Source organism: Pseudomonas sp. Pme6b (assembly GCF_058129925.1).
The window spans coordinates 880,627-904,141 of the sequence record NZ_CM176704.1 but is presented as its reverse complement, the minus strand read 5'-3'; the positions used below and the strand labels follow the sequence as shown (position 1 = coordinate 904,141).

At 58.0% G+C, this 23,515-nt stretch carries 23 protein-coding genes and 2 pseudogenes; 17 read left to right on the top strand and 8 right to left on the bottom strand.

The genetic code is table 11. The features are described 5' to 3' along the window. Position 1: 1 nt before the first annotated feature. From AC4ANE_RS04040 to AC4ANE_RS04005, 8 genes are all read left to right on the top strand, one after another. Positions 2-778 carry an ATP-binding cassette domain-containing protein gene (locus tag AC4ANE_RS04040; protein ID WP_460408714.1) on the top strand — a complete coding sequence of 259 codons (777 nt, stop codon included), beginning with the start codon at positions 2-4 and terminating at the stop codon, positions 776-778. 14 nt (positions 779-792) lie between these two features. After that, positions 793-1,812 (top strand): ABC transporter permease, encoded by a 1,020-nt coding sequence (locus AC4ANE_RS04035; protein ID WP_460408712.1) that lies wholly within the window; start codon positions 793-795, stop codon positions 1,810-1,812. Next, positions 1,809-2,924, top strand: a complete 1,116-nt coding sequence (locus AC4ANE_RS04030; protein WP_002553192.1) for a phosphotriesterase family protein — start codon at positions 1,809-1,811, stop codon at positions 2,922-2,924. Before AC4ANE_RS04035 ends, AC4ANE_RS04030 begins: the two co-directional genes overlap by 4 nt. Then, positions 2,921-3,676, top strand: coding sequence for a glutamine amidotransferase (locus tag AC4ANE_RS04025; protein WP_460408711.1), 756 nt, complete (start codon positions 2,921-2,923; stop codon positions 3,674-3,676). The genes AC4ANE_RS04030 and AC4ANE_RS04025 overlap by 4 nt, the downstream gene beginning before the upstream one ends. 12 nt (positions 3,677-3,688) lie before the next feature. Then, positions 3,689-4,852, top strand: coding sequence for a M20 family metallopeptidase (locus AC4ANE_RS04020; protein ID WP_002553190.1), 1,164 nt, complete (start codon positions 3,689-3,691; stop codon positions 4,850-4,852). A gap of 178 nt (positions 4,853-5,030) precedes the next feature. Further along, positions 5,031-5,246 carry a hypothetical protein gene (locus tag AC4ANE_RS04015; protein ID WP_002553189.1) on the top strand — a complete coding sequence of 72 codons (216 nt, stop codon included), beginning with the start codon at positions 5,031-5,033 and terminating at the stop codon, positions 5,244-5,246. A 64-nt stretch (positions 5,247-5,310) separates the two neighbouring features. Continuing rightward, positions 5,311-5,487, top strand: a complete 177-nt coding sequence (locus tag AC4ANE_RS04010) for a hypothetical protein (RefSeq protein WP_005732307.1) — start codon at positions 5,311-5,313, stop codon at positions 5,485-5,487. A gap of 174 nt (positions 5,488-5,661) precedes the next feature. Continuing rightward, the gene (locus AC4ANE_RS04005) at positions 5,662-5,886 is read left to right on the top strand and encodes a hypothetical protein (protein ID WP_002553187.1); all 225 of its coding nucleotides are present in this window, start codon (positions 5,662-5,664) and stop codon (positions 5,884-5,886) included. 34 nt (positions 5,887-5,920) lie between these two features. Here AC4ANE_RS04005 and AC4ANE_RS04000 read toward each other — a convergent pair whose 3' ends face one another. The 4 genes from AC4ANE_RS04000 to AC4ANE_RS03985 form a co-directional block, all read right to left on the bottom strand. Beyond that, entirely contained in the window at positions 5,921-7,537 is a 1,617-nt protein-coding gene (locus AC4ANE_RS04000) for an ATP-binding response regulator (protein WP_057425632.1), read from the bottom strand. 76 nt (positions 7,538-7,613) lie between these two features. Continuing rightward, positions 7,614-8,978: a TolC family protein gene (locus AC4ANE_RS03995; RefSeq protein WP_031596274.1), complete on the bottom strand. Its 1,365-nt coding sequence runs from the start codon at positions 8,976-8,978 to the stop codon at positions 7,614-7,616. Positions 8,979-8,989: 11 nt separating this feature from the next. After that, positions 8,990-11,128, bottom strand: coding sequence for a peptidase domain-containing ABC transporter (locus AC4ANE_RS03990; RefSeq protein ID WP_031596273.1), 2,139 nt, complete (start codon positions 11,126-11,128; stop codon positions 8,990-8,992). After that, a complete protein-coding gene (locus AC4ANE_RS03985; protein ID WP_031596271.1) occupies positions 11,125-12,381 on the bottom strand; it encodes an HlyD family secretion protein in 1,257 nt (418 codons plus the stop codon). Before AC4ANE_RS03985 ends, AC4ANE_RS03990 begins: the two co-directional genes overlap by 4 nt. Before the next feature lie 249 nt (positions 12,382-12,630). Between AC4ANE_RS03985 and AC4ANE_RS03980 the strand changes: the two genes are divergently transcribed. Further along, entirely contained in the window at positions 12,631-12,855 is a 225-nt protein-coding gene (locus tag AC4ANE_RS03980; protein ID WP_031596269.1) for a hypothetical protein, read from the top strand. 62 nt (positions 12,856-12,917) lie between these two features. On the opposite strand, the gene AC4ANE_RS03975 is transcribed toward AC4ANE_RS03980, so the two are convergent. After that, positions 12,918-13,418, bottom strand: a complete 501-nt coding sequence (locus AC4ANE_RS03975; protein WP_010216932.1) for a hypothetical protein — start codon at positions 13,416-13,418, stop codon at positions 12,918-12,920. Positions 13,419-13,753: 335 nt separating this feature from the next. Between AC4ANE_RS03975 and AC4ANE_RS03970 the strand changes: the two genes are divergently transcribed. Then, positions 13,754-16,753: an autotransporter domain-containing protein gene (locus tag AC4ANE_RS03970; protein ID WP_460408709.1), complete on the top strand. Its 3,000-nt coding sequence runs from the start codon at positions 13,754-13,756 to the stop codon at positions 16,751-16,753. Positions 16,754-16,913: 160 nt separating this feature from the next. Here the strand turns inward: AC4ANE_RS03970 and AC4ANE_RS03965 are convergent, their stop codons facing one another. Beyond that, positions 16,914-17,249 (bottom strand): hypothetical protein, encoded by a 336-nt coding sequence (locus AC4ANE_RS03965; RefSeq protein WP_057425097.1) that lies wholly within the window; start codon positions 17,247-17,249, stop codon positions 16,914-16,916. A 119-nt stretch (positions 17,250-17,368) separates the two neighbouring features. Here AC4ANE_RS03965 and AC4ANE_RS03960 point away from each other — a divergent pair, with 119 nt between their 5' ends. Continuing rightward, positions 17,369-17,740 (top strand): type 1 periplasmic-binding domain-containing protein, encoded by a 372-nt coding sequence (locus AC4ANE_RS03960; protein ID WP_005732297.1) that lies wholly within the window; start codon positions 17,369-17,371, stop codon positions 17,738-17,740. Positions 17,741-17,822: 82 nt separating this feature from the next. Here AC4ANE_RS03960 and AC4ANE_RS03955 read toward each other — a convergent pair whose 3' ends face one another. Beyond that, complete coding sequence (locus AC4ANE_RS03955; protein WP_005732296.1) at positions 17,823-17,981, bottom strand: hypothetical protein; 159 nt, start codon at positions 17,979-17,981, stop codon at positions 17,823-17,825. Between the two features lie 360 nt (positions 17,982-18,341). On the opposite strand from AC4ANE_RS03955, the pseudogene AC4ANE_RS03950 reads away from it, so the two are divergent. The 6 genes and pseudogenes from AC4ANE_RS03950 to AC4ANE_RS03925 all read left to right on the top strand — a co-directional run. Then, positions 18,342-18,788 (top strand): annotated as a pseudogene (locus AC4ANE_RS03950) (calcium-binding protein); the annotation flags it as partial. A gap of 111 nt (positions 18,789-18,899) precedes the next feature. Then, the gene (istA, locus tag AC4ANE_RS03945; protein ID WP_122302115.1) at positions 18,900-20,399 is read left to right on the top strand and encodes an IS21-like element ISPsy20 family transposase; all 1,500 of its coding nucleotides are present in this window, start codon (positions 18,900-18,902) and stop codon (positions 20,397-20,399) included. Then, positions 20,392-21,195, top strand: coding sequence for an IS21-like element ISPsy20 family helper ATPase IstB (istB, locus tag AC4ANE_RS03940; RefSeq protein WP_031598096.1), 804 nt, complete (start codon positions 20,392-20,394; stop codon positions 21,193-21,195). Before istA ends, istB begins: the two co-directional genes overlap by 8 nt. 162 nt (positions 21,196-21,357) lie before the next feature. Further along, positions 21,358-21,963 (top strand): annotated as a pseudogene (locus tag AC4ANE_RS03935) (conjugative transfer ATPase); the annotation flags it as partial. After that, positions 21,960-22,259: a hypothetical protein gene (locus AC4ANE_RS03930; protein ID WP_002552015.1), complete on the top strand. Its 300-nt coding sequence runs from the start codon at positions 21,960-21,962 to the stop codon at positions 22,257-22,259. The pseudogene AC4ANE_RS03935 and the gene AC4ANE_RS03930, both read left to right, overlap by 4 nt. Further along, complete coding sequence (locus AC4ANE_RS03925) at positions 22,256-22,936, top strand: DsbA family protein (protein ID WP_002552014.1); 681 nt, start codon at positions 22,256-22,258, stop codon at positions 22,934-22,936. Before AC4ANE_RS03930 ends, AC4ANE_RS03925 begins: the two co-directional genes overlap by 4 nt. Positions 22,937-22,981: 45 nt before the next feature. On the opposite strand, the gene AC4ANE_RS03920 is transcribed toward AC4ANE_RS03925, so the two are convergent. After that, positions 22,982-23,470 carry a hypothetical protein gene (locus tag AC4ANE_RS03920; RefSeq protein ID WP_031598092.1) on the bottom strand — a complete coding sequence of 163 codons (489 nt, stop codon included), beginning with the start codon at positions 23,468-23,470 and terminating at the stop codon, positions 22,982-22,984. Positions 23,471-23,515 lie beyond the last annotated feature (45 nt).

The window sequence follows — 23,515 nt, the reverse complement described above, 5'->3', positions numbered from 1 at the left end:
TATGCAAACGCCTGGCGAAGTGCCTCGGGTACAGATGAGCGCGATCACCAAACACTATGGCTCGATAGCGTCGTTGCGCGGTGTGGACCTGCTGCTGCAGCCCGGTGAAGTGCTGGGGCTGGTGGGCGACAACGGCGCAGGCAAATCCACCCCGACCAAGATTCTGTCAGGTGCGGAGTTACCCACCAGCGGACGAATCGCCATCGATGGCGAGGAAGTCAGTTTCAGCGGTCCGGCAGATGCACAGCGCTGCCATATCCAGATGGTGTATCAGGACCTGTCGCTGTGTGACACCGTCGATGTGGCCGGAAACCTCTTCATGGGCCGCGAACCGATGCGCCGCGTGCTCGGCGTGCCGTTGCTCGATGAGACGCGCATGCACCGCGAAGCACGGCAGATTCTTGAAGCATTGGGCATCACCATTCCGGATACCCGCGCGCAGGTACGACACCTTTCCGGTGGCCAGCGCCAGGCCGTTGCGATTGCCCGCGCGGCTGCCTTCGGCCCCAAGGTTCTGATCATGGACGAACCCACCGCAGCGCTTGCGGTAGCCGAAGTCGAGGCGGTGCTGGAGCTGATTCGCACCATCAGCCGCAAAGGCGTCAGCGTGATTCTGATCACCCACAGGTTGCAGGACCTGTTTCTGGTCTGTGACCGCCTCATGGTGATGTATGACGGCGCCAATCTGGCCGAGCGAAGGATCGCCGACACCGACCTCAACGAGGTCGTCGAACTTATCGTCGGGCACAAATTCACTGCCCGCTCCGCTTGTGCCTGAGAGGACACGACTTCATGAACACTCTCGACCTGACACGCCAACGTATCCTGCCTCAGTCCCGGCTCAAGCGCGTGCTGCACGATTTCCCCGGCGTGGTCAGCATCGGCATGTTTTTCGCCCTGTGCCTGGTGCTGTTCACACTGGTGACCGACAACTTCCTGAGCAGTGCAAACCTGCTTAATGTCATTCGCCAGAACGCCCCGTTACTGATCGTCGCCGTGGCAATGACGCTTGTAGTCACCACCGGCGGCATTGACCTGTCCGTGGGCTCGACGCTGGCCCTGGTTGGGGCGCTGGCCGCCATGGCGCTCAATGCCTGGCACCTGCCATGGCCGCTGGTACTTGTCGGCGGGCTTGGTGTGGGGGCTATGATCGGCGCGTTGAACGGCTATTTCATTGCCTATGCGGGCATCCCGGCGTTTATCGTCACCCTCGCTACCCTGACCATCATTCGCGGCCTGGCAATGTTGCTGACACAAGGCTACTCAATTCCCGTACCACGCGAAGAGACCGTGTTTCTGGACCTCGGGCGCGGATGGTTTCTAGGTGTGCCGCTGGCCGCCTGGCTGGCCCTCCTGACGGCGCTCGGCGGGGCGTTGATGCTCGGCAAAATGCGTTTCGGACGCTACCTCACCGGCATTGGTGCCAACGCCGAAAGTGTACGCCGGGCGGGGGTAAACCACAGGGGCGTACTGCTGCGGGTGTACATGCTCAGCGGCATGGCAGCGGCGCTGGCGGGCATGATTGTCACGGCGCGTTTAGGCAGCGGCTCTTCGAATCAGGGTGAAGGTTTCGAACTGGAAGTGATCGCCGCCGTGGTGCTTGGCAGCACCAGTCTGTTTGGTGGTTTCGGCACGATCGTCGGCACGCTGCTGGGAGTCCTGACCATGGCCGCGATCAAGAACGGGCTGATTCTGGCCCACATTTCACCGTTCTACACGCAAATTGCCACCGGGCTGATCGTGCTGCTGGCAATCTGGCTTAACACACGCATTCTGCGCACCGGTCGTCCACTCGGGAGGGCTGGAGCATGAGCCTGTTCCGTCATCCCTCGCCCCTGCCCATCGGCGTCGACAGCGGTCATGCCATGAGTGTGCTGGGGCCTGTGCCCGTCGAGCGTCTGGGCGTGACCTTGATGCACGAACATATCCTGCTCGATGCCTCAGGCAAATGGGTACCACCCAGCTGCTGCGGCGAACGCCATCTGGCCGAGCGTCCGGTCAGCATGGAACTGCTGGGCGAGCTGTACATGAACCCATTGGTCAGCCGTGACAACTGCCAATTGTTCGATGTCGACCTCGCGTGCGAAGAACTGCTGAAGTACCGGGCGCTGGGCGGGGAAACGGTGGTCGATCCGACCAATCTGGGCATCGGCCGCGACCCGCAGGCCTTGCAGCGGATTTCCCGTCTGACCGGCCTGAATATCATCATGGGTGCCGGTTTCTATCTGGAACCCTCGCACCCGCATTACGTGCACGAACGCTCGGTTGAACAACTGGCGGAGCAGATCATTCATGACGTGGGCGGCGGTGAAGAGAAGCCCGAGGTGATTGCCGGCCTGATCGGCGAGATTGGTGTTTCTGCCGCGTTCACGGCTGACGAAGAGAAATCCCTGCGCGCCGCAGCCCGTGCAAGCGCCGCGACCGGCGTGCCGCTCTCGGTGCACCTGCCTGGCTGGGAGCGCCTCGGCCACCGGGTACTGGACATCGTTGAGGCTGAAGGTGCCGACCTGCGCCATACGGTGCTGTGCCACATGAACCCTAGCCACAGCGACCCTGCGTATCAGCATGCGCTGGCGGCACGCGGCGCGTTTCTGGAATACGACATGATCGGCATGGGTTACTACTTCGCCGACGAGCACGCACAGTCGCCCAGCGATGAAGAAAACGCGCGGGCCATCGTCGCCCTGATCGAGCACGGTTTCGGCTCGCAAGTGCTGTTGTCTCAGGACGTCTTTCTGAAAACCATGCTGACCGGTTACGGCGGGCATGGTTACGGCTATCTGTTGAAGCATTTCGTCCCGCGCCTGCGCCGTCATGGTGTCACCGGTGAACAACTTGAAACCCTTTTGATCGACAACCCACGCCGGGTCTTTCAGCGTGGTTTTAAAGTCCCTTCTTCACTGCAGAGGAAAGCAACGTCATGAAACAGTCCGTATTGCTGGCTGGCGAATCATGGGTCAGCACGTCAACCCATATCAAAGGCTTTGATCAGTTCGACAGCGTCACGGCGCACAACGGTGCCCGACGCCTGCTCGCGGCCATGACCGACAGCGATTACCAGATCACTCAGATGTGCGCCGATCAGGCCCAGACCGACTTTCCGGCTACGGTCGAAGCCCTGAGCCAGTATCAAGCGGTGATCCTCTCCGACATCGGAGCCAATACCCTGCTGCTGCACCCGGACACCTGGCTGCGTGGCAAGCGTACGCCCAACCGCCTCAAAGCCCTTCGCGAATACGTCTTGCAGGGCGGTGCATTGATGATGGTCGGCGGCTGCTTCAGCTTTCAAGGCATCAATGGCGGCGCGCGCTACCGCGGAACGCCTGTCGAGGAAGTCTTGCCTGTGCGCTGCCTGCCTTACGACGATCGTGTCGAAGTGCCGGAAGGCTTTCTGCCGCAGATCAACAGCGATCACCCGATACTGCAAGGCCTGGGCGGCGAATGGCCGTACCTGCTTGGCTACAACGAAGTTGAGTTGCATCCCGAAGCTCAATTGCTGGCCACCGTCGAAGGCTCTCGGCACCCGCTGCTTGCCGCGCGTGAAGTCGGTGCAGGTCGCACGCTGGCCTGGACCAGCGACCTTTCCGAACACTGGCTGCCGGAAGCTTTTCTCGACTGGGAAGGCTATCGCCGCTTCTGGATCAACAGCCTCGACTGGCTGACCCGCCGTACCTGACCGGAGGCTCCGATGCTCGATGACCCGATAGCCCTGACCCGCGCCCTGCTGGCGTTCCAGACCCTCAACCCACCGGGCGATGAAGAGGCCTGTGCTGCCTTTCTCGCTGAACAGCTGATCCGCCACGGATATCGCTGCGAGCTGCAGCGTTTCGGTGAGCGCCGTTTCAATCTGGTCGCCTGGCTTGAGGGCGACGGCCCCGGCAAACCGCTGGGGTTCACCGGCCACCTGGATACCGTACCGCTCGGCAATGCCACCTGGAGTCACTCGCCGTTTGCCGGTGAGATTGCCGACGGCCGGCTGTACGGGCGAGGATCCAGCGACATGAAAGCGGGCATTGCTGCCTTCATCGTGGCCTGCCAGCGCAGCCGTGCCGCCATTCAGCGCGGCCCGGGCGTTCGCTTGTTGCTCACCGGCGGAGAAGAAACCGGCTGTGATGGCGCCCGCGCACTGTGCACGGACGCTCCCCATTTGCTTGGCGAACTCGGCGCACTGCTGGTCGGCGAACCGACTGCCAACTATCCGATACTCGGGCACAAGGGCGCATTGTGGCTACGCTGCGCCAGCCACGGTCTTACGGCGCATGGAGCAATGCCGGAAGAAGGCGTGAATGCCATCTATCTGGCCGCCCGACATATCGACCGCGCACAGACCTTTGAGGTGGGCCCGGCCCATCACCTTATGCGCAAGCCCACCCTGAACGTCGGCACCATCAGTGGAGGCCTGAACATCAACTCGGTCCCGGACTACGCAGAGTTCACCCTCGACCTGCGTACAGCGCCGAATCTGGACCATGATGAGATCCGCACGCGATTAGCGGCGCATCTGGGCAACGGTGCAGAGTTGAGTACCCTGATTGATTTGCCTGGTGTTTGCGCCGATCCCGACGAGCCTTGGGTCCGACAGGTTTTTGCCCGCTGCCAGGCTTTGCATGACGCCCCTTTGCAGGCACAGACAGTGCCCTACTTTACCGATGCCGCTGTGCTGCTACCCGCCGTCGGTCACCCGCCCACTCTTATTCTCGGCCCGGGAGAGCCGAGCATGGCCCACAAGGTGGATGAGTATTGTGAGGTCAGCAAACTTCAACAGTGCGTCGAGCTGTATGCCGGTTTGATCGAAGACTGGGCAAACATTCAATCCACTGCAGCAGCGCAACACACTAACCCCTCACAATAATAGCCTTTTAATATTAAGCCACTGTCTTAGCACACCTGTACTATTTCTTTAGCCTGCGCACTGGTTAAGTATTGTAACGGCCACTAACACTTATCAGGCAATGACTGAAATGCCTGTAATGCGCTAATGGCTTACTGACCAGAAACTTTGAAATAACACGACAAACAGGTGATTTCAGATGAATAAGGAATTAATGATGCGCGAACTCGACAATGAAGAACTGGCACAGATCGGTGGCGGTATGACAGTAACAGAAGGCTTGACAGCCATCGGTGTAGTAGCCGCTGCTGTGGCGGTGGCTCCGGTGACTGCGGTCGGTGCTGGTGTCATATTGGCCGGCGTGGCAGGTGCCAGCGCGATTGACGCCTTTCAGACCTACCAGATGGCGCAGTAACACGCCTTGCCATTTCGGGTGGGCAGCGCAGTGCAGGCACCTACCGGGAAAACAGGAGAACATTATGATGCCCGATCGTCATAAGCTCTTTGGGAAAACCGTCAATTCGTCGAGACTGTTCTGGCTGGCAGCGCTCGCATTTCTTATTGCCGCCAGTCTTGATTTTCAATGGCATTACATTGGCCTTGCCGGCATGTTTACAGCGCTGGCCGCCACCGCTCGGCGTCGGCAGGAAACCTGACCAGCCCAGACTCATGATGAATGACTTGATCATCTAACCTCTTGCAACGGTTGATCCGGCTGCAAAACTCACAGGACGCCAACGCCTGGATACAACTGATTGCACACGAGGATCAAGCCACCCGACCGCCCACTTGGTTTATAGTATTTTTCAATAACGACCACGAGGTTTGACATGATTATCCGCAATCAGAAAACCACTGGAACCACCGTCGACAATTATTCGGTTCATGCTCATGTACTGACCGACGCCGAGATGTACAGCGTCTCCGGTGGTGCCGATTTCACCATCATGCCGGTGCCTGGCATTGGTGTGATCAAACCGGACCCGATCTGCGTGTATCCATTCCCTGACGTGCCCCCGCCGTCGGATATTCGCGGGCCATTCATTACTGCCTGATGCCCCGTTATTCCCTGGCCCGTGTGCACGCAGGTCAGGGAGTACTCATCCGCCGCTCGCGAATCGAGAGCAGGTTCAGACGCAGTTCCGAAGGCCGCAACGGCTTGGACAACACTGACACTTCCGCGCCCTGCATTGACTCAAGCACGACTTCCACTTCCCTCCCGGTAACAATCAGCGCAGGCACATCCCAGCCACGGGCAGCTCGTATACTCTCGATGCAGTCCAGACCATTGGCCACTGTGCCCAGATCGTAATCAGCGACGATAATGTCGCAATGAGTGGTGAGCCCCTCCGCCGATCGGGCGGTCTGCACTTCGCATCCCCACCTTTCAAGCAGCGCTGCGGTGGCCATCAGAACGTTCTGGTCGTCCTCCACCAGACACACCCTGACCCCTTTGAGCAGGCTCTCGCCCAATGCCTTCTTGGGTACCACCCGAACAGGCGCGCTCACCTCTTCAAGCCCATGAATGGTGACCGTAGTCCCGCGGTCTATTCGCGAGGCAATCGCGATTTGCACATTGAGAATCTGGCTGAGCCTTTTGACGATTGACAACCCCAACCCGACGCCCTCCACGTCTTTGTCGCGCACATGGCGGATGCGGTAGAACTCGTCACAGACCCTGGGCAGATGTTCGGCAGCAATACCCCGGCCCCGGTCATACACACTGATCGACAGACGCCCCGCATGGCTGCGCACACCGATCAGCACCGGGTGATCAGGGGCATATTTGGGCGCATTGGAAATGATGTTCTGCACCATCGTGGCGAGCAACGTGGCATCGACCCTGACCCAGCGTCGACAAGGTCGCACCCGAAGCTCTACACCGGCCCAGCGAGCAGCGGCAGTGTTCTGATGAGCGACTTCATTGAGCATGTCACTCAGATTGACCACATCCGACTTGGCTGAAACCTTGCCGCTGTCCAGCGTGTAAATATCCAGAATCGAGCGAAACAGCTGCGACACGTTGTGCAGGGAGCGATCGATATTATCGACCAGTTGACGCTCATAATCGCCCAGCGGGCTGGACCGCAGGCAAGCGGTAAACATGCCGATGGAGTGGATGGGCTGGCGCAGGTCATGGCTGGCCTGAGCCAGAAACCGCTCTTTCTCGCGATTGGCCACGGTCGCCTGCTCTGACGCCTCGCGAGCCCTCACCAACAGAATGTGCGCATAGCCAGGCACCAGAATAGTGACGGCGACGAGCATCAGGACCATAAATGGCTGCGCCTGCCAGTACGGCGTCAATTGATAGATGACCAGTATCGCCAACAAGGCCAGGGACGCCGCAATTGCAAGATATCGCGAACCAAAGCGCATGCCGTTGCCTAGAGTGACCCAGACCATCACGCTGAAAACCGGCAGTGTTGCCTCCCCGCCAACGATCAGTCCGACGGAAATGGCAGTGTAGTCATGCACCATCCCGAATACACGGCGCAACGCAAATACACCTGGATAGCTGATGATGTGCTGGCGCAAGACCAGAGAAACCACCAGAAAGCCCGCATAATAGAAAATGATGGGCTGATAGGTGGCAACCTTGAGCCCCGGCAGAAGGCCAATCAACGATACATAGCTGATGGCGAACGTCGCCACGATCAACCGCAAGGTAGCCTGATCCAGTTCAGCGTTTTTCTTTCGGTCTTTCATGGATGCACCTCGTTGTGCAGCGAGCGCAGTACATTCTTGTGTCCATGCAGTCGATCACCCGGGGCCTGTGACGGCATCAGTCGCCGATGTTCAGGCTGCCAAGGTCAGATGCCAATTGCAGCTTGGCGTTATGCCAGTTGACCAGAGACTCCACGCGTTTCTGGGTCGCCGCGCTCAGATCATTTTGCGAGCGCAGAAGCTCAAGAATACTGCCAACGCCTGCTTTGTAACGACCCTGGGCAATTTCGTAAGACTTGCTGGCACTCTCGACAAAAAGACGACTGATTGCCAGCGCCCTTGTTCTGGACTCCAGGGTCTGTCGACTCTTCCAGACACTGAGCGCAATACTGTTTTCAACCTCGTGCAGGGCCTGTTCGCGGGCGGCGCTTTCGTAACGGGCGGCCCGCGCTCTGCGCCGATTGAGAAAGCCATCGAAAATCGGCACGGTGATTTGCACACCGATAGTCCAGGTGTTCACCTCCTGACGGGTTGAAACCTGCTCGATAGGCGTGTCCTGACGGCTGTAATTGCTGAACAGCGACACCGTCGGCAGCCCCTGGGCTTTTGCCGCATCGGCCTTGGCCTGGCTTGCCGCCCAGTCGGCGCGGGCCTTTTCGATAGCCGGATGGGACGCTCTGGCCTGCTCCATCAAACTATTGACGTTGCCCAGAAACACCCCTTCATCAGCCCCGGGTTCATCCAGTTCAACCAGCTTGAGCGGTGCTGATGGCGACAGCCCCAGTTGGCTGGCCAACTCGCCTTGTACCGCCGCCAGATCGCCCTCCGCCATGACCCTGTTCAATTGTGCTTCGGCATAACTGGATTGAGCCTGGAGACGATCCGTCTGCTCGCCGGCACCCTCGCGATACTTTGCGTCAGCGGCTTTCAGACTGTTGGCCGCCAGACGCTCGGCGCTGATTCTGGCGTGTAACAACGCCATGTTCGCCTGTACTTGATAGAACACCCGGGCGGTGGCAAGCATCGACTTCTGCACCTCTTCGATCCGGCTGCTACTGGCGACATTCAATAACTGCCGGGCGCTTTCTACTTTGGCGGCGCGCAGGCCAAAGTCGAACAATACCCAGCTCAGGTTGAGGCCGTAGACGCTGGTGTTGGAGTTCAGCCTGGAGTCAGCTTCGGGAAAACCCGGGTAGCGCGTGGTCTTGCCAGCCCGCCCCTTTTGAAACTGCCCCTGCACGGTCGGATAGTAAGCCGAATGCTCGGCATCCAGGTCAGCCTGCCGTGCCAGCTCGGTCAGCCAAACCTCACGCAATTTCGGGTCGGCACACAGCGCAACAGACACGGCCGTTGCCAGACTCAATGCGTCTGGCAGACGACTGGAGCCGGGGCACGCGTCCACACGAGCATCGGCCAGGCACAACGACGCCATTAACAGGCCGAACGCGCTCAACAGGCACCGCCAGCCAGCGCAACGAATCATGCCCCGCCGCCTCACGCTGAAGGAGCCTCATTGAGCACCGGGCCATCGTAGGCAACCCGGCCTTGCGCAAGTGCCACGACCCGATCCGCCGTGCGGATGGTTTCCGGGCGGTGGGCAACGATGATGCGGGTGATGTTCAACGTTTGCAGCGCCTGATTGACTGCGGCTTCCCTGTTGATGTCCAGGTGGCTGGTCGCTTCATCGAGAAACAGGAGTTGAGGGCGCTTGTAGAGGGCGCGGGCCAGTAGCACCCTTTGCTTCTGCCCACCGGACAGTACCGTGCCCATGTCGCCCACCAGCGTGTTATAGCCCATCGGCATCTGCGCTATATCATCGTGGACTGCAGCGAGATGCGCGCATTGCTCGATCCATTTCTGATCGGCACCGGTCTCGAAAAAACTGATGTTGTCGCCGATGGAACCGGCGAACAGCACATCGTCCTGAAGCACCGTACCGGTGATACGGCGCAGCCTGCCGATGTTTTCCGGCCCGACCGGCAAGCCATCCAGCAGGACACTGCCTGCGCAGGGCGCCAGAATGCCCAGCATGACATTGAGCAAGGTACTTTTACCGCCACCCGAGGGACCGACGATGGCTACCGATTCGCCTGCGCGGATATGAATCGACACGTCGTCCAGCACATACGGTTCATGCTCGGAATAGCGAAAGCGCAATTGCCGTACTTCAAGGCTGGGCACCCTGTCGTTGCACGCGTCATCGAACGTATCCGGACCGGCAATCGGCTCGGCATCGTGCAGCACGATGTCGGCGAGCCGCTCACCGTGCAGGCGCAACATGATCACGTCGACAATCTTGTCGATCAGACCAGCCACCCGACCGTTGAACTGCTCCTTGTACGCGTTGAACGCAATCAGCATACCGGCGCTGAATTGCCCTTCCAGAACCAGTCTGGCACCCATCCAGATAACAATGATCGTGACCAGCCCGAACAGCACGCCGTTGAAGGCCCGATAGGCCAGTTGCAGTTTTTGCGGGTGCAGACCGGCATTGATTTCCTCGACCAGTAAAGCGCTCCAGGCACTGCAACGCTGCTCATGCCGATTGAACAGCTTGATGGTGCGCACGCCGCGCGCGCTTTCCAGAAAGTGCGACTGCTGACGAGCAGCATGGACCAGCTGGTTCTCGCTGGCACGCCGCAACGGCCCGAACCAGATCCAGCGCGCCAGGCCGTAGATAATCATCGCCACCACTGCAACAAGCGCCAGCTTCGGGCTATAGGCAATCATCAGCCCCAGCGTGACGACCGTCATCAGCCCATCCAGCAGGGCCTCAATGAACGATGTGGTAACGGTCTGCTGGATGGCCTTCAGAGAACCGAAGCGCGAGACGATATCGCCCAGATGACGACGCTCGAAAAATGCCACCGGCAGGCGCAGCAGATGGGTAAAGACATTGATCTGCCACTGTGACCCGAGCATCGTGCCCAGGTACATCAGCGCCCATGCACGGGCCAGCGCGACGGTGTGCTGAATGATCAGCAGTAGGCCAAAGCCGACCGCCAGCACCGTCAGCAGGTCCAGGTCTGCGCTGACCAGCACCTTGTCGATAACGGTCTGCATGAAAAACGGACTGAGGATGGTACACAGCTCCAGCGCCAGGGCCAGAAGCAGCACCTGCGTCAGCACCCGGCCAAAGCCCTGTACTCGCCCCAGCAGTTTGCGCAGCGGGATCGGCGGCTGTGCAGCGGCGGGCTGAAAATCACTTTCCGGCCACAACTCCAGTGCCACGCCGGTAAATGCTGCCGACACCTCGTCAAGCGTCAGCTTGCACACGCCACGCCCCGGATCATGCACCACCACACCGCGTGCGTTGACCTCCTTGAGCACTACGAAATGGTTGAAGTTCCAGTGCAGCACGCAGGGCAACTGCAACTGACCGAGCGCATTCAGCTCGACCCGCAACGCACGGCTGCCCAACCCGAGCCGCGCAGCCATGTGGGTCAGTTGCTTGAGGTTGACCCCTTTCATTGAGGGCGAGAGACGTTGCCGCAACGACAAGAGGTCACTGTGCTGGCCGTGATAACTGGTGATCATGGCCATGCACGCCAGGCCACATTCAGTGGCTTCGGCCTGGAGCACAACCGGCAGCTTTCTCCCCACACCAAAAGCGAAGGTATTTCTCAGGTTCAAAGCCGCTTTCCTATTCCGCGCAAAGGCTCCAGCATCCATTCATAGAGCGGCAGCCTTTCCTGCATGATGTCGGCGTCCAGTTGCATGCCGGAACGCAAGCGCTCGTGCATGCCCTGGCCATCGATGGTTTGAGACGCCAGGGCAACCGTGACCCGGTAGAAAGGTCCCTGCTCACGCATCGGCTCAGAGACGTTGCCCAGGGTCATGACTTCATCGGCCGGCAACGCGGTACGCGAGATCGATGACACGGTGCCCGGCTGCAATCCGAAGCGTTGATAGGGATAGGCCTGGTAACGCAACATCACCGTGTCACCAGTGCGCACGAACCCCACGGAGCGGCTGGGCAGATACAGTTCGGCGTGCAGTTTTGCGTCGGCAGGCACAATGCTCAGTAACGGTCGCGTACTGTCGACTCGTGATCCATTGGAGACCGCGATCGCCGTGGCCTCACCCAGCGTCGGTGCGGTGATGAAAATCTCTCGTTTGGTTTCACTTTCGATCAAGCGGTCCTGATTCTCGGCCAGCCTGCGTCGCAGATCGGCAAGCTGCTTGCTCTGGTTGAACGGCAGCTCGACCAGTTCCGCCCGCAGCCTGGCGCTTTCGGCACGCACCGTGAGCAGCGAGCGATTCAGCTCTTCGCCCCGCAAGCGCATGTCCAGAACTGCATCCTGCTTTTCCTGAAGCTGGTCACGGGACACGTAGTCCTGACGTTGCAGGTTGGCGTAGCGCTCGGCAAGGCCCTTGGTCAAAGCCAGCCGCTGACGCGTCAGGTCGATTTGCGCGAGTATTTTCTGCTGCTCGGTTTCAAGCGCCGCGACCTGACGTTTCTTGCCCTCCAGCTCCTGAAGATGCAGAGCGAGCGTCTCGTCGATTTCCTGAGAGAGGCTTTCCTGACGACGTTTGATCGACAGGCTGATCGCCCGTTGCGCGCCACCCGCCTCACCGCTTTGTGTGTCGCTGGACAAGGCCATCAGCACGGCGCCGTATGTAACGTGTTGCCCCTCGACGATGTCGAGCCGGGTGATCACGCCAGCTTGTGGTGAGTAGATCCTGATCAGGCCGGTTTCAGGCAGCAGTACGCCGCTTGCGGCTGTACGTTTGGTGTAGGTGGCGAAGGTCAGGAACAGGCCCATGCTGATGCAAAACAGCAACGCCATCGCAGCGGCCAGCCTCATCGACAATGGACTGACCAGCAAAACCGTCCCCAACGTACTGCGCTTTTGCGCATCAAGCGCTTCAGGTCGAAAGAGCATGAATGACCATCGCTTCAATCATCAGGAATGTTCCATAAAACAGGCACCGCAAACGGACCACGCATTACAGTCCTGACGACAATTAACCTCAATAGCACACATGAACTAATAGCCAAAAGACACACTAGCAAGTAGCTCATTTGTGCTATTGAGGTGTTTGTAAGCGGTGACTTTAATGGTGTTGTCTTCCGTCGTTCAACGGTACGGAAGCCCTGATTTATCAATGACACTTTCAGAGGAAACAACGCCATGACTCAAGCAGTGAACCCACTACAGGCACATAATGCGCTTCCTGCCGGACCAGCACTTCGAGTGCTGAACGAGACCGAGTTGAGCCAGGTCGGCGGTGGTATTGAATTCAGCGCATTTGGTTACACCTTCGCAGGCGGAGAGTCGTTTGCGCCAGGTTTCAATTATGCATCCATCACCAACTCGCGGGGTATTCCGGTTTATTACACAACCTGGCAGAACTGACAGCGTTATCAATGCGCAACTTACAGAACCCGGACATTTTCCGGGTTTTATGCTGACGGCTTCTATTTCTGAAGTGTGAATTCGGCTTTGTCAAAAGACAGCCAGCAAGCATCATTGTCGGTCCACTTTGATTCACTGGTGCCCAACACACCTTTCACAAGAACCCTGTCGCCCTTCTTGAAGCTGCTTATTTTTTTCTTGTTGACCAACAGGTCATCGCGGGTCAAGCCCTGGCCCGTGCATTTGGGATTGGACGGATCGCTGAAGATGACCGCAATCTGATTCTGACCGACCGCCGTCCCTGTTTTAGTAATGCGCTGTACGACGCCAGGAATGATCAGTGTTTGAGCGTCCCATTTTTCTTTCGCGGTAACCTCATTGGTCTGCCAATCGCGCCATATTTCTGTCAAGGTTGTTTCTCTGGCCTCAGCCAGCCCTCTGAAATCCCCGCTCAGTACATCACCCGTTTGATCAAGAACGCCATTGGTCATTGACATGGCATGATCAAGACCCGCACACCCCGACAATGCCAGAATCAACGGAAACAAGGCTACACTTTTCATTCATACACTCCACTGACTGGCACACCAGGCACCTAACGCTGCCACTCATTATTTAAATAATTAACGTCGAATAACTTCGCACGCAACCGTAGTCACGGCGTAACAGAATATCAATAGCACAGATGCACTACGTCATCCCTGACTAACTGATTAACCCAGGCATTAATATGTGCCACTAGTACATACGCGTACGTGCCACTAGTACATGCGTGCTATTTCCATTCAACCTTCGCCTCTCAATACTCCCGTTGTTGGCACCCCGCCGAACGGAAACGCCTAAGCCCTCAGGGCTGGCAGCCACCCCTTGTGGTCTTTATGGAGTATCTGGAGTCGCTATGAACCCCTTATTCAAACTATCCCCGCTTGCTTTTGCGGTTACTCTTGCACTGCTTCCAGATGCTCAGGCAGCGGATTATGTTCTTACCAATGGTCAGGAAACCTTTAACAGCGACCGCGTCATTGATGGCTCGATCGAGGTGCGGTCAACTGACGGCAACTCTTCCAGCCTCACCATCAACAGTGGCGCAACCGTGACCAGCGAAGGCGGCAACATTGTTGGCCAAGCCAGCAGTACGGGCGTCAACCCGGCCCAGGCCAGCGTCATAGTCGAAGGGGCCGGTTCGCGCTGGGTAGTACCGCGTACCTCATTTGTACTGGGTAACACGATCGTTGTCGGTGGGGTCGGTCAAGGCGACCTGAACGTGCGCAACGGGGGTCAGGTGTCGGTGCGGGATCTGGATCTGGATCTGGGTGAAGTCAACGGCTATCGCTCCAACGAATTTTCAAACGCGCAGTTGCTGGTCAGTGGCCAGAACTCCCTGGTCGACGCGGTCAATATCGAAGCCGGTGGGGTGTTTGTCTACAGGTCGAGCATAACGGCCAATGATGGCGGCAAGATCAACAGCCAGCAGGTAGACATCGACTCCGTCGTCAATCTTTCCGGCGCCGGAACCCGCTGGGACAACAGTGGCGCGTTCAGAAACAGAAACAACCTTACTCTCGATAACGGCGCAGTACTGACCACCGACTCGCTCTTACTGGGTTCGGCCATCATCGGCCGCAGCAATCAGGTGAGTATTTCCGGACAAGGCACCCGCCTGGCAGCGCAAAGCATGACGCTCGGCACCAGTGACTCTCGCACTTACCTGACGCTGTCCGACGGTGCCGAGCTGAGTTCTACCAACGGTATTCTCATCAGCACCATCAGCAGCATCAACAATCCGACACGCGGCACGCTTGCTGTGGGCGGTCCGGTCGTGACCGACCCCAACCGTACCGATATCGATTCGACGACTGCCGGAACAGCTCAGGCGGCCGGCCGACTGGACCCGCAAACCGCCATTAATTTCGGCACCGGCAACGGGGGGCATTTGGCGTTCAACCATACCGATACTGATCTGCAGGTTGCCAACACGCTGAACGGAACGGGCCGAGTGTATGCGTTCAACGGCAATACCACATTGAGCGGCGACCTTACCGGGCTGGCTGGCAGCGTCGTTGTGCGCGGCGGGCGACTGGTGCTGTCGGGGAACGTCGACCAGGTCAATCAGCGCGGCAATACAGCCACCACCCAAAGCCTTTCGCGGTTTAACGTAGGCAACGGCACCCTGGTGGTCAACGGTATTGCCGGGCGCACCGAGTTCGGGACGTATACCAACAGCGCACAGGTACTGGACGGCGGCGTTCTGGCCGGCGTCGGTCAGGTGGGTACGACGCAGGTAGCTTCCGGCGGTACTCTGTCGCCCGGAGAAAACGCCATAGGTGCGCTGGCCATACAAGGCGACCTCGACATGGCCGCAGGCTCACGTTACGCCGCGGACATCGCAGGCGACGGTAGAGCAGACAAGATCAACGTAAGCGGCACAGCCACACTGCGCGGTACGCAGGTCAACGTGACTGCGCTGGATCCTGCGCAGAGCTATCAGAGCGGCAGGACTTACACCCTGCTCTCTGCTCAGGGCGGTGTGGTCGACGGTGCCGCCGCAGGCACCGCCTATGCCCAGGCGCTGACCAACTCGGCGTTCCTGAATGTCGGACTGCAGCGTACCGCCAATGATCTGAACCTCACCATCGAGCAAAAAAGCGTAGAGCCGACACCTACGCCAACCCCGACTCCAACTCCAACACCGGAGCCAACTCCAACTCCTGAGCCGACACCAACACCAACACCAGAGCCTACACCTACGCCCACTCCAGAACCCGCACCAGGCATCTTTCAGACGGTCATGCTGACTCAAAACCAGTTCAATACCGCTGGCGCGCTGAGCGTACTCGAGCAAAGCGGTGAGCCGCTGCGCCTCTACAACAACCTGCTGGTTCTGGATGCCGAAAGCGCTCGCAACGCAGCCGATCAACTGTCTGGCGACTACCTCGGCAGTACCTCGACGGCCCTGATCGCCAATAGTCAGGTGGTATCGGGAGTGCTGGGCACTCGTATGCGTAATCTTCTGGATACGGGAACATTGCGCATGCCAGCCATGGCACTCAATCTGATGCCAAGCACACCGACCACGCAAAACGGTGCCTGGGTGCAGCCATTCGGCAACTGGACCAAGACAAGCGGCAATAACGGTGCCGGTGGTCTGCACCAAAGCACTGGCGGCCTGCTGTTCGGGGCCGATGGTAGCTTCACACCGGATTGGCGCGGTGGCGTCTACGCTGGCTACAGCCGTTCGAAGTTCGACGCCGATGACAGCGATGCTGACGGTCACAGCGACAACTATCATCTGGGCCTCTACACCGGTGGTCAGATCGATGCCCTGCGCCTCAGTGCTGACGTCGGTTACACCTGGCACAAGCTGGAAAGTGAGCGGAACGTGGCGTTTGCCGGATTCAGTGATCACTTGACCGGCAAACGCAATGCCCAGTCGCTGCAGGCAAGTGGTGAAGCGGCCTACCGCATACCGGTCGGCAGCATGGCTCTGGAGCCTTTCGCCGGTCTTTCCTACGTGCGCTACGACGCCAAAGACCTGCACGAAAAAGGCGGACCAGCCGCACTGGACGTGTCCAGCGATAAACAGGACACCTTCTTCTCGACACTGGGTCTGCGCGCGTCGTCGAGCATCAATGTGGCGAACGTCAATACGCAGGTTTACGGCTCAGTCGGCTGGCGACGTGCCTACGGTGACCTGGACCCGCGCAACGTCCAGTCTTTCGCTGGCGGGCCAAACTTCGAAGTGCAGGGCGTCGCTCAAACGCGCGACACCGCCTTGACTGAAGTGGGCGCGAAACTGCGCTTGAACAGGCAGACCGATCTGGACCTGTCCTACCAGGGGCAGTTCGGCACCGACACGCGCTTCCATTCGGTTAATGCAGGCGTGACGGTTCGTTTCTGACCGTAGTTGTAGCGCTCGGCGCTATACACAAGTCTGTTCTCGATTCTGGCCGCAGGCCGTGGGAGCAAGCTTGATCGCCAAGGGTCCAGTACAGCACCGAAAACGGGGCGTCTGGACCCTTTTTTGTTGAGCAGGCTCATCACGGACTTCAGGGTCGAACTCACTCTCGAATGAAGATAGATCGCACTTCTCGTTCAGCTGCCTGAAGAACCTTGAACGCAGCGTAGCGCCTGCGATGCTGGTCTGCGAGCGCTCCCTGTACCGGTGTAAATACGCGGTCCAGGCTCGCCATGCGTTCCATGACATCAAGCAGACGCAGACCCGCTTCAGCAGCAACGGAAATTCGGGCACCACGTGCAGACCGTCGGCCAGGCTCAGCGCCGCGCCGCGCCGCGCTGCCGAGGGAGCCGCCCCAGCCCGCATGGGCGTCGATCAGTGCGGTGCTCAACGGCTCCTGGCGAAAACGACGGATCAAGGAGGCGACGGCGTAGCTCATCCAGTCTCTCTCTGACGAACACGGCTACAGCACCAATCTGCAGGCCCGTGGCCTGCGACAGTCTCGTTCCGGCCTGGTCGGGCTGATGCTGCCGCGATCCGCAGTTGGAGCTTAGTACCGTGGAGTCGCTGCTGGCCTACTCCATCGACGAGCTACTCATCGTCGACGCTACCGATCCGGACAGCATCCACAGCGCCTGCGCGCGTGCCGGCGTGCGGCATCTCAATCTCGACCTGCCGGGTACCCTCGCGCCATCGATCACCAGTGACAACTACCCCGGCGCCTTCGAGCTGACGCAGGCAATCCTCAGCGAACTGGCGCCCATCAGCGACCTGTCATCGACGGATCTCTGCCTGTTCGGCGGCTACTCCGACTATGCCAGCCGGAAACGGATCGGCGGATTTCTGGCCGCCAAGCGAGCGCATTTCGGCGAAGCTACCAGCGACGACGTCTTCAGCGAGGTGCCCTATGTTCAAAGCGGTCTCGACTGAAAATTTATCCTTGAACAAAAAAAGCGTCCCTGGGGACGCCTTTTCTGTTGAGCTCAATCTTCAAGTCGGGCTGATACCTGGCTCAAGCTTGCTCGTCTTGTTTGTCATCGTCGTCGTGCTTGAGTGCTGGCTTCATGCCTGGCTGAGGCGCGTGTTCAGCGTTGGGCGCGATTTCTTCGCCGTGGTTCTTTTTCTCTTGCTGAACTTTTTTGTCGTGGGCGACGTTACGTGGGTCGGTCATGGGAATTCCTTGATTGGGCAGAGGATTCAAGCACCCATCGACGTGATACGTTGGCTTTGAGCGCCGGGGCAAGATTTGGAGTCAGACTGGGCGGAGGCGTTCAGTGTATTTCGACCGGCGAGCACGCGACCACTCACGCTCATCTCTGATGAATGGAGGCAAGGACGACCGACCCCGGTCAACTAACGCTTTTGGCCGTTTGTTCAATACCGGAGTACTAACGCGAGGGCCAGTTGACCCGGTGTGCTGTCGGCGGAACACAAAACGTTCGCATTTATCCATCCTGCCAAGGTCAGATCCAGAGGATCCGTGCAAGCCCCTTCCCAATCCGTTCGGGTTCCATGCCTAAAGGACAATGTCATGGCGTCAATCGATAGCAAGGCCACCATCAACTACACCGTGCGAACAGGCCCGGGGACAGTGCAGGTCGACCCTTCCACGGGTAGCGATTCAAACTGGAGCATCATCCTTCAGCCTGACGGCAAAATCCTTGTCGGTGGCGAAAGCTTCCAGACTGCCATTGGCTATCCTGGCTCGCCGGGCGATGAAAGCTATGGTACGCGCGGCAGCTACACGGCGGTGCGCCTCAACGCTGACGGCAGCCTGGACAACAGCTTCGGCCAAGAGGGAATTGCCCTCGTGCCCGGCAACCTGGACCCGGAAGATTATGCTTACTACGTAATGGCGGTGCAGGCCGACGGTAAAGTGCTATCAGCACAGCCAGGGCTTGGCGGTTTGAAGGTAGAACGTTTCAACGTGGATGGCACTCTGGACACCACATTCGGCAATGGCGGTGCCGCGGGTGTTGCCGCTGACCGAAAACTGACCCAGTAGAGGCTGTTCTGCCGACTGAAAACTGACCCAGGTGCTCAACTGCTTCTGCTCACTTTTTGAGCAGGAGAACACAGGGTGATCAGCATGGAAATGTTGGGAAAAATCCGGCGGATGTACTTCCGCGACAAGCTCTCGCTGCATCAGATAGCCAAGCGTACCGGGCTGTCGAGAAACACCATCCGAAAATGGGTCAGAGCGCCCGAAGCCAATCAACCAGCGTACCAACGGTGCGCATCCTTCAATAAGCTCAACCCTTTTCACGAGACCTTAGAGCAGGCGCTCAAGGCTGATTCGTTCCGGCCAAAACACAACCGTAGGAGCGCCAAGGCACTTTTTGAGCAGATCAAGGCCGAGGGTTATGACGGCGGTTACAGCCAGCTCACGGCGTTTGTCCGCTCTTGGCGGTGCGAGCAAGGCAAGTCTGTACGCGCTTTTGTACCGCTGACTTTTGCCCTCGGTGAGGCCTTTCAGTTTGACTGGAGCGAAGAAGGCCTGCTGATCGGTGGCCTGTTTCGACGTATCCAGGTCTCCCATATGAAGCTGTGCGCAAGTCGCGCGTTCTGGTTGGTTGCGTACCCCAGTCAAGGCCACGAGATGCTGTTTGATGCCCATACACGTTCGTTTGGAGCGTTGGGTGGCGTGCCACGTCGCGGCATCTACGACAACATGAAAACGGCTGTCGACAAGGTTAACAAAGGCAAAGGCCGCACGGTCAATGCCCGGTTTTCCGTGATGTGCGCGCACTATCTGTTCGATCCGGACTTCTGCAACGTGGCCTCTGGCTGGGAGAAAGGCATCGTCGAAAAGAACGTGCAAGACAGCCGGAGGCGAATCTGGCTCGATGCTCAAAATTGCATGTTCCATACCTTCGAGGAGCTGAACGTCTGGCTCGGCCAACGCTGTCGTACGCTCTGGGCTGAACTTGTACATCCGCAGTACAACGGTTTGACGGTGGCAGAAGTCCTGGAGCTGGAGCAGGCTGAAATGATGCCGATGCCGACGGCCTTTGATGGCTACGTGGAACGCACCGTCCGTGTCTCTAGCACCTGCCTGATCAGCGTGGCGCGCAATCGTTATTCGGTGCCTTGCGAGCGTGTGGGTCAATGGGTCAGCAGCCGTTTGTACCCTTCGCGAATCGTGGTCATTGCCGACGAAACGGTGATCGCCAGTCACGAGCGCCTCTTTGATCGAGATCAGATCGGTTTTGACTGGCAGCACTACATCCCACTCATCGAACGCAAGCCTGGTGCACTGCGCAATGGCGCTCCATTTGCTGATCTGCCAAAACCGTTACAGCTTCTTAAACGCGGACTGAGGCGTCACACCAACGGTGATCGAATCATGATGCAGGTACTGGCTGCTGTGCCCATCGCCGGTCTCGAACCAGTGCTGGTGGCGGTGGAGCTGGTACTTGAATCGGGAAGTCTGAGCGCCGATCACATCCTCAATGTCGTTGCCCGCCTGACCTCCACCGCACCACCTCCCTGTGTAGAAACCAGCCTGCAACTCAAAGTGGCGCCGGTTGCCAATACAGCACGCTACGACCGGCTCCGTACGACCGATGAGGAGAATCGCAATGCGTGACCTAATGACTGAACTCAAAGAACTGCGCCTGCACGGCATGGCCAGTGCTTGGGAAGAACTGGTCTCTCAAGGAACAGCGTCGACGGCTTCATCGAAATGGCTGCTGGAACATCTGCTTCAGCAGGAACATGCGGATCGCGCGGTGCGCTCGGTGAATCATCAGATGAACATGGCAAAACTCCCCATGCACCGTGACTTAGCTGGCTTTGACTTCAGCGCTTCCAGCGCTGATGCCCGGCTGGTCAGCGATCTATCCAGCTTGGCGTTCACTGAAACCGCGCAGAATGTCGTGTTCATCGGCGGCCCTGGCACCGGGAAAACACACCTGGCCAGTGCCTTGGCTGTATCCGGAATCACGGCCTACAACAAACGCGTGCGCTTCTTTTCCACGGTGGATCTGGTGAATCTGCTGGAGCGTGAGAAGTACGATGGCAAGGCAGGGCGAATCGCCCAGGCACTGCTGCGCACAGACCTGGTGATACTGGATGAACTCGGATATTTGCCCTTCAGCCAAAGCGGTGGCGCCCTGTTATTTCACCTGCTGTCCAAACTGTACGAACACACCAGCGTGGTCATCACCACCAACCTGAGCTTCTCGGAATGGTCGAGTGTGTTTGGCGACGCCAAGATGACCACCGCGTTGCTGGATCGGCTGACACACCACTGCCACATCGTCGAAACGGGCAACGAGTCCTACCGCCTACAACACAGCACATTGGCTGCCCAGACAAAGATCAAAACACGCGAACGAAAGCGAAAGGACGGAAATGATATCGAGGACGATGAGCCATTTTGATCCGCACCATAAATGCCCTGCTGCATGCGGTGGGGCTTGATGCGTCTTCAATCGGAACACTGCTGCTAAGCTTATCCACAATTGCTGGGGCAAAAATCAGCAATCCGTCCTGGGTCAATTTTCAATCGGCAGGGTGGGTCAGTTTTCAATCAGCGCCAACACCTGTCGGTCGCCTACATCTCGCTGATCAACACCGTGAACAACATTGCAGAACGGGACCAATTCAAGGGGCGTCCGATCGTCAACTTCACTGACGAGGGTCACATCATTACGAAAAACCCCCTTCTCTCGCCCTACGTCATCAAGATCACCAAGATGTGGCGAAAACTCGGTGCCTGGTTCTGGCTTGCCACTCAGAACATCGACGACCTTCCGTCAGCAGCAGCACCGATGCTTAACATGATCGAGTGGTGGATCTGCCTGAACATGCCACCGGATGAAGTGGAGAAAATCACCACGTTCCGTAAGCTGACGCCCGCGCAAAAGTCACTGATGCTGTCAGCCCGTAAAGAAAGCGGAAAATATACTGAAGGGGTTGTGCTTTCCAAATCTATGGAGGTTTTGTTTCGAGCCGTGCCCCCAAGCCTGCTCCTGGCATTGGCCATGACTGAGCCGGAGGAAAAAAAACAGCGGTACGATCTAATGCAGTCGTTAGGGGTAGACGAGCTGGGAGCCGCAATGGCGATCGCACACGACCTCGACCGCATTCGCGGGATTGAACCGACAACCATTACATTCCCCTCTTCACCCTTGGAGAACCTGGCATGAGAGCCATGGATGCCCTGACTCAAAATCTGATCGACAGCCTGACTCAACTGCTCAAAAACCCACAGGAAGATGCTCTGCTGGCCTTGAAAATTTGCGCACCGGTCCTAATCGAACACCTGGAAGTCGTGAAACATGTAGCGGTTGATCGTCGAGAGATCCAGTCCCAACTGCACAAAGCGCTGGACCAGTGGCTTGAGCATCACCCACAGCCTGAAAGCGCGCAGAAGGCTCTTCTGACGTTGCTGGATCAGGAGTTGCTGGCCAAACAATTTCTCGATAAAGAGGCCTCCGCATGAAGCGCCCCACACATCGCCAGATGCTGTACGGCATCGGTGCGGTCGCCTTGGCAATCCTGGCTTTTCTGCTGACAGAACTGAGGCAGAACACGCTTGGAGTCACAGGTGGCACCCAGGCGTCAGCAGAGAGTCAACAGAGGCCAAGTGGCGGATGGATTTACGGCAGCCGTGGTGCCCGTTTCACCATTGTCGAATATGCAGATCTGGAATGCCCGTACTGCAAGGATTACTTCCCACAGCTCAAAGCATGGGTTGATCAGCATCCAGACGTGAATCTTCAGTGGCACCATTTGCCCCTGCCGATGCATGAGCCTGCAGCCAGCTATGAAGCTCGCTGGGCTGAGTGCGCAGGGATCGAGCGAGGCAATGACGTGTTCTGGCTCGCCGTCGAGCTCATTTATCAACGTACTCGGTCAAACGGTGCTGGAACTGATGGCAACCCGCAGATCCCGGGGCTTGAGGATCGCCAGCACTTCATCGATAACTGCGCGTCGAGCAACCCGACTGCCCGACAGGCTGTTGTTAGCCAGGCACACAAGGCCAGCCTAGGCGGCATCACCGCCACACCGACGTTGGTCATCAAGGACAAGCACTCCGGGCGCTCGATCAAACTGCAGGGAGCACCTGACGGTAACGTGCTGCTTTCCGCAATCGACTGGCTGGCCGAGAATCCTTAACCTGCTGAACCTTGAAGTCGGCAAGGTCCAGGAACTTCGTTGGCATTAATAACGTTTCTTTCTGATCAGTCCATAAAGCGTAACAAAAAGCTCTTTAAAGAGATTATACGTTGGCAGGAGCATGCTCTTCAGACCATCAGTCGAAACCTTCACCGCAAACATCAGAAAGGCGCCACACCCCACGAACGCAACGTAAAAGAGGAAGACGACATTAACTACCATGTTAGCAGCATCATCAACTGATACCTGGTCGCTGCCCCAACTTTGACAGTCCTTAATTTCTTTAGGGCTCGTACCTTGGAAATCTGGCGCGTCAAGGCATTTTTTGAAGCTCAAATATCCATCTGCTGAGTCTTTGTGCTTCTGCCCTTCAGTCCAGCCATACACCGCAAGGGGGATAGTTTTGATGCCATGGTTGTTATCCGGCACAAAGCTGTAAATCGTTGCGGCGAGTACCAAGCAGATGATTGGATAAGTAACAAGCAGAGAGACAATAAAAGTTAAAAACTTGTCTAAAATTTGAACTTTAATCATTTTAAGTATCCACATTTCGCAGTATTTGAAGGTTCACTACCGTTC